The organism is Actinoplanes sp. NBC_00393 (assembly GCF_036053395.1).
Lineage (GTDB): Bacteria > Actinomycetota > Actinomycetes > Mycobacteriales > Micromonosporaceae > Actinoplanes.
This window is the reverse complement of sequence record NZ_CP107942.1, coordinates 7,991,953-8,008,476: the sequence shown is the minus strand read 5'-3', so window position 1 is coordinate 8,008,476 and position 16,524 is coordinate 7,991,953. Positions and strand designations below refer to the sequence as shown.

The 16,524-nt window shown below is 71.5% G+C and carries 11 protein-coding genes; 6 read left to right on the top strand and 5 right to left on the bottom strand.

Annotated features, from left to right (window positions below; translation table 11 throughout):
• Positions 1–114: 114 nt before the first annotated feature.
• The 3 genes from OHA21_RS37005 to OHA21_RS36995 form a co-directional block, all read right to left on the bottom strand.
• On the bottom strand, positions 115–2,118 hold the full coding sequence (locus OHA21_RS37005; RefSeq protein ID WP_328463087.1) for an ATP-binding protein: 2,004 nt from the start codon (positions 2,116–2,118) through the stop codon (positions 115–117).
• Positions 2,119–2,129: 11 nt separating this feature from the next.
• Positions 2,130–3,515 (bottom strand): carboxyl transferase domain-containing protein, encoded by a 1,386-nt coding sequence (locus OHA21_RS37000; protein WP_328463085.1) that lies wholly within the window; start codon positions 3,513–3,515, stop codon positions 2,130–2,132.
• A 183-nt stretch (positions 3,516–3,698) separates the two neighbouring features.
• The gene (locus tag OHA21_RS36995) at positions 3,699–4,376 is read right to left on the bottom strand and encodes a Crp/Fnr family transcriptional regulator (RefSeq protein WP_014447921.1); all 678 of its coding nucleotides are present in this window, start codon (positions 4,374–4,376) and stop codon (positions 3,699–3,701) included.
• A gap of 206 nt (positions 4,377–4,582) precedes the next feature.
• On the opposite strand from OHA21_RS36995, the gene OHA21_RS36990 reads away from it, so the two are divergent.
• The 5 genes from OHA21_RS36990 to OHA21_RS36970 all read left to right on the top strand — a co-directional run bounded on the left by OHA21_RS36990 (position 4,583) and on the right by OHA21_RS36970 (position 9,291).
• On the top strand, positions 4,583–5,764 hold the full coding sequence (locus tag OHA21_RS36990; protein ID WP_328463082.1) for a CapA family protein: 1,182 nt from the start codon (positions 4,583–4,585) through the stop codon (positions 5,762–5,764).
• 35 nt (positions 5,765–5,799) lie between these two features.
• Positions 5,800–6,726 (top strand): endonuclease III, encoded by a 927-nt coding sequence (gene nth / locus OHA21_RS36985; RefSeq protein WP_442874950.1) that lies wholly within the window; start codon positions 5,800–5,802, stop codon positions 6,724–6,726.
• Positions 6,723–7,283 carry a TlpA family protein disulfide reductase gene (locus tag OHA21_RS36980; RefSeq protein WP_328463080.1) on the top strand — a complete coding sequence of 187 codons (561 nt, stop codon included), beginning with the start codon at positions 6,723–6,725 and terminating at the stop codon, positions 7,281–7,283. The genes nth and OHA21_RS36980 overlap by 4 nt, the downstream gene beginning before the upstream one ends.
• A 73-nt stretch (positions 7,284–7,356) precedes the next feature.
• Positions 7,357–8,085, top strand: a complete 729-nt coding sequence (locus tag OHA21_RS36975) for an NUDIX hydrolase (protein WP_328463078.1) — start codon at positions 7,357–7,359, stop codon at positions 8,083–8,085.
• 27 nt (positions 8,086–8,112) lie between these two features.
• A complete protein-coding gene (locus OHA21_RS36970) occupies positions 8,113–9,291 on the top strand; it encodes a MarP family serine protease (protein WP_328463076.1) in 1,179 nt (392 codons plus the stop codon).
• 279 nt (positions 9,292–9,570) lie between these two features.
• Here OHA21_RS36970 and mycP read toward each other — a convergent pair whose 3' ends face one another.
• Positions 9,571–10,869 carry a type VII secretion-associated serine protease mycosin gene (gene mycP, locus OHA21_RS36965; protein ID WP_328463074.1) on the bottom strand — a complete coding sequence of 433 codons (1,299 nt, stop codon included), beginning with the start codon at positions 10,867–10,869 and terminating at the stop codon, positions 9,571–9,573.
• Between the two features lie 174 nt (positions 10,870–11,043).
• The gene (gene eccCa / locus OHA21_RS36960) at positions 11,044–14,982 is read right to left on the bottom strand and encodes a type VII secretion protein EccCa (protein WP_328463072.1); all 3,939 of its coding nucleotides are present in this window, start codon (positions 14,980–14,982) and stop codon (positions 11,044–11,046) included.
• 152 nt (positions 14,983–15,134) lie between these two features.
• Here eccCa and eccD point away from each other — a divergent pair, with 152 nt between their 5' ends.
• Positions 15,135–16,502 (top strand): type VII secretion integral membrane protein EccD, encoded by a 1,368-nt coding sequence (gene eccD, locus OHA21_RS36955; protein ID WP_328463070.1) that lies wholly within the window; start codon positions 15,135–15,137, stop codon positions 16,500–16,502.
• Positions 16,503–16,524: the final 22 nt, after the last annotated feature.

Below are 16,524 nucleotides of genomic sequence, written 5' to 3'. Positions count from 1 at the left end.
CCCGGAGTGGCTCGTGGTCGCGCGGTGCGGCGGAACGGCGTAGTTCGGCGGGACCGGTCACGCGTACCGGAAAAGGTGAGTGAACCCGAGGGGAGCGTGACCGGAAAGCCGTTGTTACTCGGGGTCGAGGACGGCCAGGAGTTCGCCGGTGTCGACCTCGGCGCCGGGGTGGACCGGCAGGGAGGCCACGACCCCGGCGGAGGGCGCGTGGACCGGGTGTTCGAGTTTCATCGCTTCCAGGGTGAGCAGGAGTTCGCCGGCCCGGACGCGCTGGCCCGGCACCACCAGGACGCGGCGGACGGCGCCCGGCAGCGGGGCGATCAGCGAGCTCTCAGCGGTCTCGGGCGCCGGCAGCGGGAAGCGCGAGATCTCACGCAGCGCGACCGACCCTTCCGGACTGTCCACGTAGGAGACGTCGCCGACCCGGTGTACCAGAACGGTCAAACGGATGCCCTGCACGTTGAGGACCACCCGCTCGGCGCTCGCCTGGACCACGACGATCGGCGGATGCTCGTCCATCGGCGGCTGACCGAGGCCGGCCAGGTCGAGCTCCTCGGGGTCGACCGCGCGGACCCACCAGCCGGCCAGGTCGCCGTGCCGGTTCATCCGGTAGCCGACCTCGACCGGGCCGGTGGGGCCGTCGTAGACCGCAGTCTGTGAGCCGGACGGGACGTTGCGCCAGCCGGACGGGAGCGAACCGAGGACCGGGGCCGTGGCGCGCCGGGCGGCAGCACCGGCGAGGGCGGCGGCCAGGCAGGAGAGGCGTACCGCGTCGACTGAGGAGAGCAACGGCGCGAAGACCTCGGGATGCCGGTCCAGGAAGCCGGTGTCGATGTCGCCGGAGCGGAACGAGTGGTGGCGCAGCACCCGGACCAGCAGGTCCCGATTGGACACCACGCCGTGCACCTGCGCCCGGGCCAGCGCGGACGCCAGCATCCGGGCGGCCTCCTGGCGGCTCGGCGCCCAGGCGATCAGCTTCGCCAGCATCGGGTCGTAGTGCATGCCGATCGCCGAACCGTCCGCGACCCCGGCGTCCAGGCGCAGGCCGGGCTGCGGCAGCGGGCGGAACGAGCCGGCCACGTCGGGCACGGCGAACCGGTGCAGGGTGCCGGCGGCGGGCAGCCAGGCGTACGCCGGGTCCTCCGCGCAGACGCGCACCTCGATGGCGTGCCCCCGGATCGGCGGCGGTCCCGGCATCGGCAGGCTGCCACCCTCGGCCACCAGCAGCTGGAGCCGAACCATGTCGTAGCCGGAGACGCACTCGGTGACCGCGTGGTCGGCCTGCAGGGTGGGCGTGAGCTCGAGGAACCAGAAGTCACCCTTCACGTCGAGCAGGAACTCGACCGCGCCGGCGCCCACGTAGCCGAGCGCCCGGACCGCGACGATCGCCGCCCGGCACAGGTCCTCCCGCAGCGCCGGGTCGACCGCCGGCGACGGGGTCTCCTCGACGATCTTCTGGTAGCGGCGCTGCACCGAGCACTCCCGCTCACCGAACGGGACCACCGAACCCTGCGCGTCGGCCAGGATCGGCACCTCGATGTGCCGGACGTTGTTCACGTACGGCTCGCAGAACACGTCACCGCCGACCTCACGGCGCGTCGAGGCCACCGCCTCGGCCAGCGTGTTCGCGTCCCGGACGACGCGCATCCCGGCGCCGCCGGTCCCGGTGGCCGGCTTGATCAGCACGGGGAATCCGGGCACCTGGTCCGGGTCGCTGAAGCTCGGCAGCACCGGCACCTGGGCCTCGGCGACCAGCTTCTTCACGTCGGTCTTGACGCTGAGCGTACGCAGCGTGGCCGGCGGCGCCCCGACCCAGATCATCCCGGCGTCGAGCACCGCGGTGGCGAAGTCCGGGTCCTCGGCGAGCGCGCCGATGCCCGGGTGCAGGGCGTTCGCCCCGGCCCGCTGTGCCGCCGCGATCAGGGCCTCGGTCCGCTGGTAGGTGGCCGACGGGGTGTTGCCCGGCAGGTGGACCGCGTAGTCGGCCTCGATGACGTGCGGTGCGTTCGCATCGACGTCGGAGTAGACGGCGACCGTCTCGATCCCGACCAGTCGGCAGGTGGCGAACACCCGGCGGGCGACCTCACCTCGGTCGGCCACCAGAAGTCGTCGGATCACTGGTCTACCTTTCAGGGTCGGAACACACCCACGTGTCCGGCACCTTCCACGGCCGCGCTGTGCACCGCGGAGAGGCAGAGGCCGAGGACCGTACGGGTGTCGCGGGGGTCGATGACGCCGTCGTCGGCCGGGGCCGGCCCCTTGGTGGGCCAGCTGAACTGAAAGCGGGGTTCGTCGCTGCGGTCCACCGGGCGCTCCGCGTCGGTGGCGCCGATCGTGAGGACCAGGTGCGGCACCGCCGATTTGGCCACCGCGTGCACCAGCGGCGCGTCGTGCCGGGCGTCGGGTTCCTGCTCGCCGGCCGTGCCGTGGTGCTGCAGGAACAGCAGCGGGGTGGCGGTCGCGTTGGCCAGGTGCAGGAAGTGCACCGCCTTCTGCGCCTCGGCGGCCGAGCACGGGCTGCCCGGGGTGGCGAGCACCCCGATCGGGTAGCCGTGCAGCTCACCCCAGCCGGCCACCACCGTGGCCGAGCCGGGTTTGAACTCGTCGAAGTCGCTGTCGTCGAGGATCCGGGCGAGCACCTCGCGCGGCTCGAAACCAGCCGGGTCCAGGGCGGCCAGGGTCAGCAGGTCGTCGGCGTCGTAGCGGGGGGCGGCGGGGTCCGGCGTACGCGGCGGCGGTCCGTGTTTGCGCCAGTTGAGGCGGCGTACGCACTGCCGGGCCAGCCGCAGACCGTCCCGCTCGTCCTCGGCGAGCTGGTCGGCGGGCCCACCCGGCCCGGCCGGAACCACGGGAGTTGCCCGTACGTCGACGCCGGAGTGCCCGTTGGCCGTCCCGCGTACCGGCTGCGGGTGGATGGTGAGCACCTTGGCGTGCCCGCGCACCATGATCGTGTAATCGGAGAGAGCCGGCAGGTAGGCCGCGTCCCCGGTCGTCAGCCCGAAGATCACGCAGACGGTCGGCACCCGGTCGGCGGTGAGCCGGCTCAGCTCGCGGGCGATGCCGCCGGCCGGCGTTCCGCCGCCCGCCGACTCCACCAGGTTCACCAGGGGCAGGCGGTTGACCGACGCGATCCGCGCGGCCCGGCGGATCTTGTCAGCCGTGTACGGGTTGACCGCGCCCCCGTCCACCGTCGGGTCATTCGCGATCACCACACACTCGACGCCCTCGACCACGCCGACGCCGGTGACCACGCTCGCGCCCACCGGGTACTCGGAGCCACGGGCCGCGGCCGGCGACAGCTCCAGGAACGGGCCGTCCTGGTCCAGCAGCATCTCGATCCGCTCGCGGGGGAGCAGCTTGCCACGGGCGTGATGCCGCGTCACCCACTTCTCGCCGCCGCCGGCGCGCGCCTGGTCGAGCACGGCCTCGAGTTCGGCGAGAAGTTGCAGGGTGGAGCTGCGTCCCTCCAGGTAGGCGGGATCGCGGGGGTCTAGCGCAGTGTCGAGCACGGTCATGCCTGTGCCACCTTTTGCCATGCCCCTTCCTCGTCACGCCTCGGTGCCTCTCGGCCACCTCCGTAACGAGGATCCGTGCGGGTGCGACACGGATTCGGGTGCGGCGGCCCGGTCCCACTATCAGGTGGAACGGGCACGATTAAGGGGCCGCCCAGCCGGACGGCCCCTTATAAGCGCGTTGTGCTAGACCCGCGCGCGGCGAGCCAGCCGCTCCGGGTCCAGGATGATCACGCTCTTGCCGTCGAGCCGCAGCCAGGCGCGCGAGGCGAAGTCGGCGAGCGCCTTGTTCACCGTCTCGCGCGAGGCGCCGACGAGCTGGGCCAGCTCCTCCTGCGTCAGGTCGTGGGTGACCCGCAGAACACCGCCGTCCCGAGTGCCGAAGCGGCCGGCCATCTGCAGCAGGTTCTTCGCGACCCGGCCGGGCACGTCGGTGAAGATCAGGTCGGCCAGGGCGTCGTTGGTCCGCCGCAGACGGCGGGCCAGCACCCGGAGCAGCTGCTCCGCGATCTCCGGCCGATTGTTCAGCCAGGGCCGCAGCGACGACTTCTTCAGCCGGGCCAGGCGACTGTCCGTGACCGCGGTCGCGGTCGCCGTACGCGGACCGGGGTCGAAGAGGGAGAGCTCACCGAGCATGTCCGACGGACCCATGATGGAGACGAGATTCTGTCGTCCATCCGCAGCCCGGCGACCGAGTTTGATCTTGCCGGAGAGCACGATGTACAGGCTGTCGCCGGCCTCGCCCTCGTTGAAGACCACGTCGCCCTTACGGACTTCGATAGTGTCCATCTCCTTGGCGAGCGCCTCGGCGGCTTCCGGGTCGACACCCTGGAAGATCCCGCTGCGAGCCAGTACCTCATCCATCGCCGCACCTCCGAAAACGCGCAACGTCTGCGCTCGATCAGTCTAGGCGCATGCGGGCGGGAAACGGGCGGCCACCCCTTGATCCAGATACTGGATGGTAACCAGAATTGCCATGACCGCCAGTAACAATTCGGCGGTCCGGGCATATCAGGACAGGCCTTTCGTCGGTCGATCCCGCTTGCGGACCGACGGTATCGTCCCGGTCGATGAATCCGCACCCCCCGTCCCACCGTCGGAGCCTTTTCGGTCGGCCCGTCCTCACCGTCACCATCGCCCTTGCCGCCCTGGTTGGGGCCGGTTTGGGGGGAATCGCGCTGGCGCAGCGGGACGACGAAGAAAATCCGCGCTGGTCCGCGCCGCCGACCTCGAGCGCCCCGGTCGCCTCCCAGGATGCGCCGGTCGAGGAGTCCGCCGAGGTCGATTCGATCACGCTCTCCGCGACCGGCGACATCATCATGGGCAGCGCGCCCAACAAGCTCCCGGCGAACGGCGGCGACGGATTCTTCGACTCGGTCCGCAAGGGACTCGCCTCCGACCTGGTGATGGGCAACCTGGAGCAGCCGCTCACCGGGGACACCGGCACCTCCAAGTGCGGGTCGCCGCCGCGGCCCAACTGCTTCGCCTTCCGGTCGCCGCCGTCCTACGCCGGGCACCTCAAGGAGGCCGGGTTCCAGCTGCTCAACACGGCCAACAATCACTCCAAGGATTTCGGTACGCAGGGCTACCGCAACACGGTGGAGGCGCTCGAGGGCGCCGGGCTCGAGCACACCGGGGCCGAGGATCAGATCACCGTGGTGGACGTGCGGGGCATCAAGGTCGCGGTTGTCGGCTTTTCGTCGTACGCCGGAGCCAACCCCCTGAACGACCTGGATGCGGCCGCGGCCGTGGTCGAGGAGGCGAAGTCGCAGGCCGACCTCGTCGTCGTGCAGGTGCACATGGGCGCCGAGGGCTCGGACAAGACGCACGTGAAGCCGGGCAACGAGTACTTCTTCGGTGAGAACCGGGGCGATCCGATCAAGTTCAGCCACACCGTCGTCGACGCCGGGGCCGACCTGGTCGTCGGGCACGGGCCGCACGTGTTGCGCGGGATGGAGTTCTACCAGGGCAAGTTGATCGCGTACAGCCTGGGCAACTTCGCCGGTGGTGGGCGGACGCTGTCGCGGGACGGGGTGCTCAAGTATTCCGGGATCCTGCACGTCTCGCTGACCAAGGACGGGGAGTACACGGGTGGGAAGTTCCTGTCGACCTACCTGAACGACAACGGCGTACCGATCCGGGACAGCAAGAACGAGCGCGGCCGGAAGATGGTCGCGGAGCTCTCCGCCGAGGACTTCGACGACACCGCCGCCACGATTGGTGACGACGGGACGATCAAGCCGTCGGCGTGACCGACGTTGTGGAGCGTTCGACGTACTCTTTACCGGTGACTCGACCCCGCGCAGCGTCCGCATCCCGCTTCGCGCGGGAGACGGAGCTCGGTCGTAAGCGCCGCGCCCGCCGGATGAGCCGGGTGCTGACCGAAACCCATCCGGACGCGCACTGCGAGCTCGACTTCACCAATCCGCTCGAGCTGGCCGTCGCGACCATCCTGTCGGCGCAGACCACCGACGTCCGGGTCAACCAGGTCACGCCGAAACTCTTCCAGCAGTACCGGACGGCCGCCGACTACGCCGCGGCCGACCGGGCCGAGATGGAGCAGCTGCTCCGGCCGACCGGCTTCTTCCGGGCCAAGACCAACTCGCTGATCAAGCTCGGTCAGGCGCTGGTCGAGCAGTACGGCGGGGAGCTGCCGAACAAACTGGAGCAGCTGGTGAAGCTGCCCGGCATCGGCCGCAAGACCGCCAACGTCATCCTCGGCAACGCGTTCGACGTCCCCGGCATCACCGTGGACACCCACTTCAAGCGGCTCACCAACCGGTTCGGCTGGGTCGACGAGCAGGACGAGGTGAAGATCGAGTTCCTGGTCGCGGATCTGGTCGAGAAGCGTGACTGGACCATGCTGTCGCACCGGGTGATCTTCCATGGCCGGCGGGTGTGCCACGCCCGTAAGCCGGCCTGCGGCGCCTGCACGCTGGCCACCATGTGCCCTTCGTACGGGACCGGGCCGACCGAGGCGGCTGCCGCGGCGAAACTCCTCAAAGGCCCGCGGGCCCGTGATCTGGCCGCGGCCGCCGGCGTCGACCCGGACCTGGTCCCGCTGTCTGCGGTGCTCGCGCCGGAGGAACCGGCCGCTTCCGCTGGTGAGGAACCGGCCGCTCTCGCTGGCGAGGAACCGGCCGCTCTCGCTCGTGAGGAACCGGCCGCTTCCGCTGGCGAGGAACCGGCCGCTGAGGGGCCGGGGGAACTGTGAGCCGGTTCCGCGGGGGACTGGCGGTTGCGGCCGCCCTGCTGCTGCTCTCGGCGTGCACTGCATCCGCGGAACCGGACAAACCGCCAACCCCGTCGCCGTTCGGCGAGTGCCCCGCGCCCGCAAGCGCACCGGCCGTCGCGAGTGAGCTGCCGGAGCTGACCCTGTCGTGCTTCACCGGCGGTCAGGAGATCGCGCTCAGCAGCCTGCCGCGCCCCGCTGTGATCAACATCTGGGCGTCCTGGTGTGGGCCGTGCCGGGACGAGCTGCCGGTCATGCAGGGCCTCGCGGACCGCGCCGCCGGAAAGCTCACCGTGATCGGCGTGGACAGCCAGGACCGGCGGGAAGCGGCCGCCTCGTTCGCCACCGACAACGGCATCAGCATGCCGACCCTCGTCGACCCGGACGGCAAGCTCGCGATGGCGGTCAAGCAGGCCGGTCTGCCGGCCACCGTTTTCGTCGACACCGACGGCGGGGTCTACGTGCACCGGCGCGCGCTGGATGTCGACGAGCTGATCGAAAAGGTACGGGAGCACTTCGGCGTGACGGTGACACGATGAGCGAGCTTGCGAGCGAATCCATGGGCTCGGTTCTCAACTCGTCGCGACGCCGGAGCGCAGCGGAGGTGGCGCGATGAGTCAGGGACAGATCCTCCACCGGCCGGACGACCTGCCGTCCTGGTTCGAGCCGCTGCTGACCCGGGTCGGGCAGTGCCGTACCGAGGACTTCACCACGCTGCGCCAGCCGGCCGGCGGCGGTGGGCGCCACAGCGCCGTGCTGGTGCTGCTCGGCGAGAGCGAGCCGGCCGCTGACACCCCGGGCGGACCGGACCTGCTGGTGCTGCAGCGGGCCGCGACCATGCGCAACCACGCCGGGCAGCCCGCGTTCCCCGGCGGCGCGACCGATCCGGAGGACGCCGACGCCGCTGCCACCGCGTTGCGCGAGGCGGATGAGGAGGTCGGCCTCGACAAGTCGAGCGCGGACGTGCTGGCCCTGCTGCCGGACCTGTGGATCCCGGTGAGCAGTTTCGTGGTCACCCCGGTGCTGGCCTGGTGGCGGAGCCCGCACCCGGTCCGCCCGCGGCAGCCCGCCGAGGTGGCGCATGTCGCCCGCCTGCCGATCAGTGAACTGGCCGACCCCGCGAACCGTATCCGGGTGCGACATCCGAGCGGCTGGGTCGGGCCTGCCTTCCAGGTCCGGGGGCTGCTCGTCTGGGGTTTCACGGCGGGGGTGATCTCGGTTCTGCTGGACATGGCCGGCTGGACGCAGCCGTGGGAGCCGGGCCGCATCGTCGAGCTGCCGGACGCCGCGGCACCGGTACCCGCGGCGCGTGGCGGAGCGCCCGATGAGGTGGTGCCGTGACGTGCGCCTGACTTCTACGCTAAGTGAGTGCCTGTGGTCGATGTCTTCCTGATCGTGCTGATGCTGCTCTTCGCGGTCAGTGGCTACCGCCAGGGCTTCGTCATCGGTGCGCTCTCGCTGGGCGGGTTCTTCAGTGGCGTACTCATCGGTCTTCAGCTCGGCCCGCTGCTCGCGAAACAGTTCGCGGACGGCACCGTCCGGCTCGTGGTGGCCCTCGCGGTCATCCTCACCCTGGCCGTGCTCGGGCAGACGCTGGCCGGCTGGCTCGGCACCAACCTGCGGCGCGGCATCGACAGCAAACCGCTGCAGCACGTGGACGACGCCGGTGGCGCGGTCATCTCGGTGGTCGCCCTGCTGCTCGCCGCGTGGCTGGTCGCGGTTCCGCTCGGCTCCACGCCGTTCCCGGCGGTCAACCGGGAGTTCCGCAGCAGCGCGATCCTCGGCGGGATCAACGGGCTGATGCCGGAGGAGGCGCAGACGCTCTCCTCGGCGCTGCGCGACACGCTGGACACCAGCGGCTTCCCGGACGTTTTCGGCGGGCTCGCGCGTACTCAGGCCAAAGAAGTCGCCGAGCCCGACCCCCGGCTGAAGAACTCCGAGGTCGTGCAGACGTCGAAGCGTTCGGTGCTGAAGGTCCTGGGCGCGGCGCCGAGCTGCTCCCGGCGGATCGAGGGAACCGGATTCGTGTACGCCCAGGAGCGCGTGATGACCAACGCGCACGTGGTCGCCGGAACCCGCGAAGTGCTGGTGGAAACGTCCCGCGGCCAGCTCGAAGGCACCGTCGTGGTGTACGACCCGAAGCGCGACCTGGCCGTTCTGTATGTGCCCGGCCTGAAGGCGCCGATCATGCCGTTCGCCGGCAAGGAGGCCGCGACCGGGGCGAACGCGATCGTGCTCGGCTATCCACAGGACGGGCCGTACAACGCGCAGTCCGCCCGCGTTCGTGACGTCAGCCGGATCACCGGGCCGGACATCTACGACGCGAGCGACGTGACCCGGGAGATCTACACGATCAAGTCCCGCGTCCGCAGCGGAAACTCAGGCGGCCCACTGATCGACCCGAGCGGCGCGGTCCTCGGCGTGATCTTCGCGGCCGCGGCGGACGATGAGAATGTCGGCTTCGCCCTCACCGCGGACGAGGCAGCCGGCGTGGCCAAGGCCGGCCGCCAGAGCACGAAGGGCGTCCGCACCGGCGAGTGCGCCTGATCAAGCTTGAGTCCGGGTAGCCCGGCCCAGCCGCCGCCGAGCCGGGCTTGGCCTGTGGGCCCGGCGCCCCTTCCAGCCCAGCCCAACCCCGCGGTCCAGCCCAGCCCAGCTCACGCCCAGCCCAGCTCATACCCGGCCCAGCCGCACGCCCGGCGCGGCCCGGCTGGTTGCTCTGGGAGTGGGCGGTGGGCGCTTTCAGGCGGAGCGCCTGCTCCGCTCAAACCTGTCGGCGCGCTCCAGTCGGCGGCGAGTTCCAGCGACTTTCAGCTGGTGCGGGCTTCAGGTGGTGGCGCGGGCGAAGCGGCGGATTGTTATCGCTGCGGCGGCGGCGGAGATCAGGAACAGCAGGACTGCGATCCAGCGGGCGTGGCTCGTCTCCGACTGGATCGGTGCGGCGGCCGGGATGGCGCCGCCGCCCGCGTTCGAACCAGGCGCCGGCTTGGCCGCGTCTGGCTGACCGGAAGACTCCGGAGCTGACTGCGCCTGGCCGCCCGCGGCGGGCGCGCTGCCGAAACCGGCCACTCCGGGGGGCGGCGTGTTGTCCAGCGGGTTGGTGAGCACGATCGGCACGTCGGCGGTGAGCGCGCCGACCGGGTCCACCATGCCGAATCCGAACTCGGCGTCGCGGCCCGGAGCGCCCTGGTCCTTGGCCGTCCGGATCAGCCGGTTGATCACCTCGGCGGCCGGCATGTCCGGCCAGCGGGAGCGGATCAGCGCCGCGGTGCCGGCCACCATCGGCGCGGCGAAGCTCGTGCCCTGCACCTTCCAGTAGCCGTCCGGCCGGGCGCCGAGCAGGTGGGTGGCCGGCGCGGTGATCACGGTTTCCTTGCCGGTGATCGAGCCGGACCACAGCTTGCCGCCCTCACGCTCCATGCCGGTCACCGCGACCACGCCGGGTTCGCGTGCCGGGTACCAGACCCCGGCGGACTCGGGGGTGGTCGAGGCGGTGGCGTTGCCGGTGCAGGCGATCACCACCACGTCCTTGGCGAACGCGTAGTCCAGAGCCGCGGCCAGAGCGGCGCTGGAGCCGCTGCCGCCGAGCGACAGGTTCAGCACCTTGGCGCCGTGGTCGACCGCCCAGCGCACCCCTTTCGCCACGACCAGGGCGTCGTCGTAGCGGTTCTCCGCGTCCAGAACGCGTACCGGAAGAATCTTGGCCTTGGGGGCGATGCCCACGACGCCGGCGTTGTCGTCCGACCGGCCGGCGATGATGGCCGACACCGTGGTGCCGTGGCCGACCGGGTCGGTCGCGCCGTCGCCCTCGTTGTCCACCAGGTCGAGGCCGGGCAGCACCTGGCCTTCCAGGTCGACGTGGTGGGCGTCGACCCCGGAGTCCAGGACCGCGACCGTCACGCCGGTGCCGTCCGCGTACGTCCACGCGCCGGCCAGGTTCAGCGCCTGCAGGTGCCACTGTTCGGCCCGGGCCCAGTCCGGATCGGCCACGACCGGCTCGGCCAGCGGCCCGACCTGCGTCGGTGCGGGCGCGGCGACGGCTGCGGTGGCGGGGGTAGTGATCGCGAACAGTCCGGCCAGGGCGGCCGCGCCCCAGCGTGACCGGGACGAGGGCAGGCTCAGCACCGGCCACCACCGTGCGGCCGGAAGAGTTCGCTCACATCACTCACGAGTCGGCGTCGCCATTCTGAGACGGTCGGTCGGCTGGCGCCGGGCGCTGTGGCCCCGGCCACGGTCAAGGTTCAGTCGATGGAGGGAGATTACTCCCCATGGGTGGCGTGTCGCTGCGGTCCGTCGTCGCTAATCGCACTCCGAGTCTGTTCCTTTAGCCGAATCACGAAAGGGTGGCAGATGTGTCAGCTGTATCAGGCGGGTTCCCTCACGGCGGGTGACCAGGCGGCCACGTCCCGCAGGTAGCGCCGCCGGACGGACGGTGCCGAGTAATGCACCCTCCTCGGGTGGGCCGGACATCACCAGACCCGGCGCGGAGAGCTCGCGCAGGCGTTGGATCACCGGCTCGTACAGGGCCCGGCCCGCGCCGCCGGCCCGGCGGGTGAGGACCAGGTGCAGTCCGATGTCGCGGGCCTGCGGCAGGTACTCCAGCAGGGGCGTCAGCGGGTTCGCCGGTCCGGCCACCACCAGGTCGTAGTCGTCGACGAGGACGAACAGCTCGGGGCCGGTCCACCAGGAGCGGTCCCGCAGCTGCTGGGCGGTCACCTCGGGACCGGGCAGACGGCGTTGCATGTATCCGGCCACGGACTGCATCAGGTCCTGTGTCTGCTGGGCCTGTATGCCGTACCCGATGCGGTGTTCGGTCGCGGGCAGGTCCATCAGGCTGCGCCGGTAGTCGACCAGGATGACCCGGGCCTGCTCCGGCGCGAAGCGCCGGGTCACCGAGGTGGCGAGGGCCCGCAGGAACGACGATTTGCCGCACTCGGCGTCGCCGAAGAGCAGGAAGTGCGGGTCTGTCGCGAAGTCGATGGTCACGGGCTGCAGATCGGACTCCGCGATGCCGATCGGGATGCGCAGGCCGCTGCCGTGGTCAGTGCCGGAGCCGGGGTACGGGACGGACGCCGGCAACAACCGCACCGCGGGTGCCTCCGGGCCGTTCCAGGCTGTCGCCACCGCCTTGACCAGCCCCGCCGTGTCACCGAGCACTGCCACCTCGGGCCGGACCGTGAGCAGGTGGAGTCCGCGACTGCGATCGGCCGGGTTCTCCAGCACGCCGCGGCCGGGTCGCTGCTCCGGCACGGCCAGCGCGGCCCGCCGGTTGATGATCGAGTCGGCCGGGTCGCCGAGGCGCAGTTCGATCCGGGAACCGAAGAGGTCCCGGACCGCCGGGCGGAAGTCCATCCAGCGGGAGGTGGCGGCGGCGAGGTGGATCCCGTACGACAGGCCGCGGGTGGCCAGGTCGGTGAGGACCGGTTCCAGCTCCTCGTAGTCGTTGCGGAGTGTCGCCCAGCCGTCCACCACCAGGAAGACGTCGCCGAACGGATCGGCGCCCCGCCGCTGCCGGTAGCCCGCCATCGAGTCGACACCGAGCTCGGCGAACCGCTGCTCCCGCTCGGCGAGCAAGGTCACCATCTCGCCGACCGTCCGCCGTACGCCCTCCGCGTCCAACCGCCCGAACACCCCACCGACGTGTGGCAGGTCCCGCACCGTGCCGAGCCCGCCACCACCGAAGTCGAGGCAGTACACCTGCACCTCGGCCGGCGTGTGGGTCAACGCGAGCCCGCAGATGAGCGTCCGCAGCACAGTGGACTTGCCACTCAACGTCCCGCCGACCACCGCGACGTGCCCGGCCGAACCGGCCAGTTGCAGCCACATCACGTCCCGCAGCTGCTCGCGCGGTTTGTCGACGAGCGCGACCGGCACCTGCAGCCGTCCGTGCAGCGCCGGGTTGGCGACGGTCAGGCCACGCCGCGGATCGGTGACGACCGGACCGAGCAGGTCGTCGAGTGCCGCGGACCGTTCCAGCGGCGGCAACCACACCTGATGTGCCGGCGGTCCCTGCCCGGCGAGCCGGTCCACCAGCACGCTGATCAGCGTCTCCCCGGACGGGGGTTCCGCCTGCGCGACCGGCTCCGGCGCGGCCACATGCTGGGTGGTCCACGGGAGCACGCGTGGCCCGTCCGCGTCGCCCGCCGCACGTCCGCGCCCACCGCCTCGGCGTACCGGCCCGGAGGCGTAGGCGACCTTGAACCGGCTCAGCGGCTCGGTGCCGGACTTGAGGTAGCCGTGTCCCGGGGAACGCGGCAACTCGTACGCATCCGGGACGCCGAGCACCGCACGGGACTCCAGCGCGGAGAAGGTCCGCAGGCCGATCCGGTACGACAGGTGGGTGTCCAGCCCGCGCAACCGGCCGTCCTCCAGCCGCTGACTGGCCAGCAGCAGGTGCACGCCGAGCGACCGTCCCAACCGGCCGATCTGCAGGAACAGCTCGATGAACTCCGGCTTCTTCTGCAGCAGCTCGGAGAACTCGTCACAGATCACCAGCAGCGACGGCAGTGGCGGAAGCGCGGCCCCACGCTCCCGGGCCTGCTCGTAGTCGCGCAGCCCGGCAAAGTTCCCGGCCCGGCGCAGCAATTCCTGCCGCCGGATCAGCTCGCCGTCGATCGCGTCGGCCATCCGGTCGACCAGCGGGAGCGCGTCCTCCAGGTTGGTGATCAGGGCGGCGGTGTGCGGCAGCCGGTCCATCGACGCGAACGTGGCGCCGCCCTTGAAGTCGATCAGGACGAAGTTCAGCGTCTCGGACGAGTGGGTGGTGGCCAGGGCGAGCACGAGCGTACGCAATAGTTCCGACTTGCCGGAGCCGGTCGCGCCGATGAGCAGCCCGTGCGGGCCCATCCCGTCCTGAGCCGACTCCTTCAGGTCCAGCTCGACCGGCAGGCCGTCGGCGTTCACGCCGATCGGCACCCGCAGCCGCTCCCGGTGCGGCCGGGCACGCCGGGCGGCGGACACCGTGAAACTCTCCGGATCCGCGATGCCGAGCAGCTCGGCCAGGCCGGTCTCGACGGCGGTCGGCGAGCCGCCCGGGTCGGGTGCCGTGGCCAGGCGCAACGGGGCGAGTCGGCGGGCGACCGCTTCAGCCTCCGCCTCCGACAAACCGTCCGCCCGGCCGGCCTCGGCCTGCAGATCCATCGTGGACGTCAGCAGCGATCCGTCGTCGTGCACCGCGAGGACCAGCATCGACCGGTCCAGCAGGCGCGGTGGTGCGGCGTCGAGATCCAGCACGGTCACCCCGGCCAACGAATCCTGCAGACCGGTCGGCTCCACGCCGTCACGCACGATCACCAGATGCGGGACCGTTTCGCCCTCCTCGCCGGGGTGGAACCGGGGCCGTCCGGCGAGGACGTCGTCGAGCAGCGCCTCCACCCCGGCGACGGTGCCGGCCACCAGGCGCACCGGACCGAGGGCGTCGGTCCGGCTGGGATGGCGACCGTGCGGCAGCCATTTCACCCACTCCCAGTCCGCACGGTGCTCCGGCCCTGCGCACACCGCGATCAGCAGGTCGCCGGGTGGGTGGAAGACCGCCAGCTGGGTCAGCACCGCCCGGACCAGCGCGCGAGCGCCGGCGTCCGTCCCGCGGATGAAAACCCGTGCGAAGCCACGCAGCGACATCGCGACCGGCAGGTCGGGCACCACCGAGTACGCGTCGAGAAAGCGCCGCAACGCCCCGGCGGTCATCGGCTCCAACTCGTCCAGCGGCCGGGTCACCGGTGGCAGCAACGGAGTGGCCAGCGTCTGTGGGCCCAGCCCGACCCGCACCACCCCGAAATCCGGATCGGCCGGCCGCCGCTCCCACACCCGATGACTGCCCACCGTGGACCACAACCGCTGCGGATCGGGATGGCGATAGAGCAGGCCGGCCCGCTGCCGCTGCGCGGTGTCCCGGACCCGGCGGCGCAGACCGGAGAGATGCCGCAGATACTCCCGGCGGGCGGCGATCATCTCGGCCTTGCGCGGCCCGCCGGCCGCCCCGAACGACGTGGTCAGCATGGCCAGCGAGGAGATGCCGAACAGGCCGCCGATCACATACGCATACGGCCCGGAGCGGCCCTGGCCCATCATCATCGCCATGGCCAGCGTGCCGCCCAGCATCGGCAGCGCCATCAGCCACTGCTGCCAGCGGCCGGACACCTGCTCCGGGATCTCCGGCGGCGGATCGACCGGCAGCTCACCGCCCGGGATCTCCGGAGCCGGCCGGCGAGCGGACCGCTTGATCGTCACGGTGCCCACGGCTCCCCCTCGGACGGTAGCGTTCCGTACCCCGAGTGATTACGGGGCATCACGACCGGCCCATGCTAGGTAAAGTTCGGCCGGTCCCGCAGCCTCAAGTTCGTCGATGTGGATAACTCTCGTCGGCCCCTGTGGACAGAGGAAGGATTCCGGTGAGCGTCGGTCTGGCCCGCGTTACGATCAGTGCGCCACAGCGCCGCCTCGACGTCGCGCTCCCGGAATACGTTCCTCTCGCCGACCTTCTCCCTGAGCTGCTCAAACAGGCCGGCGCCGGTCTCGCCGACGAGGGCGAGAAGCACGGCGGCTGGGTGCTGCGGCGGGCAGATGGCGTCACTCTGAGCACTGGGCAGGGTCTGCACCCGCAGGGCGTACGCGATGGCGAAGTGCTTCATCTGGTCCCGGCTCGCGAGGAGTGGCCCGAACTCGAGTACGACGACGTGGTCGAGGCGATCGCCGAGGGCGCCCGGCGCCGCGGTGGGGTCTGGGCGCCGGTGGACACCCGGACGGCGACCCTGGTGGCCGCCGCCGTGCCGCTCACTCTCGGCCTGCTCGCGGTCCTGTCCGGCGGCGCGGGCTGGGCCGGGCTCGGCGTGGCCACGCTGCTCACGCTGGCTGCGACGACGGCTTCCCGGGCGTACGCGGACGCGCGCGCCGGTGTCGTCCTCGGTGGATACGCGCTGCCCTATGCCTTCGCCGGGGGCGCCCTCCTGGTGACCTCGGACGACGAGGCCGGCATCCTGACGCCGGTTCCCTGGCTAGGCGGTCCCGAGTTGCTCGCCGGGTCGGCCGCGGTGCTGCTCTTCGCGGCGTTCGGTGGGATAGGGGTCGCGGCGGGGATCCGGATCTTCACCGCCGGGGTGACGGCCGGACTGCTCGGGGCGTTGACCGCGGTGGCCGGGCTGATCACGTCTGCCGCCGGTGCGGCCGCGGTGCTCCTGTCGGTGGTGGTCTGTGCGATCGGCCTGCTGCCGCTGCTGGCGGTTCGGCTGGGGCGGACACCCCGGCCTGCGGTCGTTCCGCCCACCGGGGAACGGGAACACCTTGATCGCACGGCGGTTTTTGCGGCTGTCACGCGTACCGAGGAATTGCTCGCCGGCATGCTGCTCGGCCAAGCCGTCCTGGCGGCCGGGGCCTTCGCCGTGCTGGCCGCCGCCGGCACGCTTTCGGCCCGGGTCCTGATCGCGGTCAGCGCGGTCGCGCTGTTGCTGCGGACGCGTCTGTTCGTCGCCCGGCGGCAGCGCGTTCCGCTGCTGGCCGGTGGGCTCGCCGGGGTGGCGGCGCTCGGCGCTGATCTGCTGACAGCCGACCTGATCGGTACGGGCATGCTGCCCGTGGTCATTGCCGGATCGGTCCTGGTCGCGCTGCTCACGGTGGTTGCCGGAGCGACGTACGCGGAACGCCCGCCCTCGCCCTACATCGGCCGGGCCGCGGACATCGTGGATGCCCTGGCCGTGATCGCGGTGATTCCGGTGGCGTGCGCGGTCACCGGCCTGTTCACCGCGGTCTCCGGCCTGTCCTGAGGCACCCGCGCCTTCACTTGGC

What these genes read in the sequence shown, in the direction of transcription:
- OHA21_RS36990 (WP_328463082.1), top strand. Translation starts at nt 4,583, where the DNA reads ATGAATCCGCACCCCCCGTCCCACCGTCGGAGCCTTTTCGGTCGGCCC.
- OHA21_RS37000 (WP_328463085.1), bottom strand. Translation starts at nt 3,515, where the DNA reads ATGACCGTGCTCGACACTGCGCTAGACCCCCGCGATCCCGCCTACCTG.
- OHA21_RS36975 (WP_328463078.1), top strand. Translation starts at nt 7,357, where the DNA reads ATGAGTCAGGGACAGATCCTCCACCGGCCGGACGACCTGCCGTCCTGG.
- OHA21_RS36995 (WP_014447921.1), bottom strand. Translation starts at nt 4,376, where the DNA reads ATGGATGAGGTACTGGCTCGCAGCGGGATCTTCCAGGGTGTCGACCCG.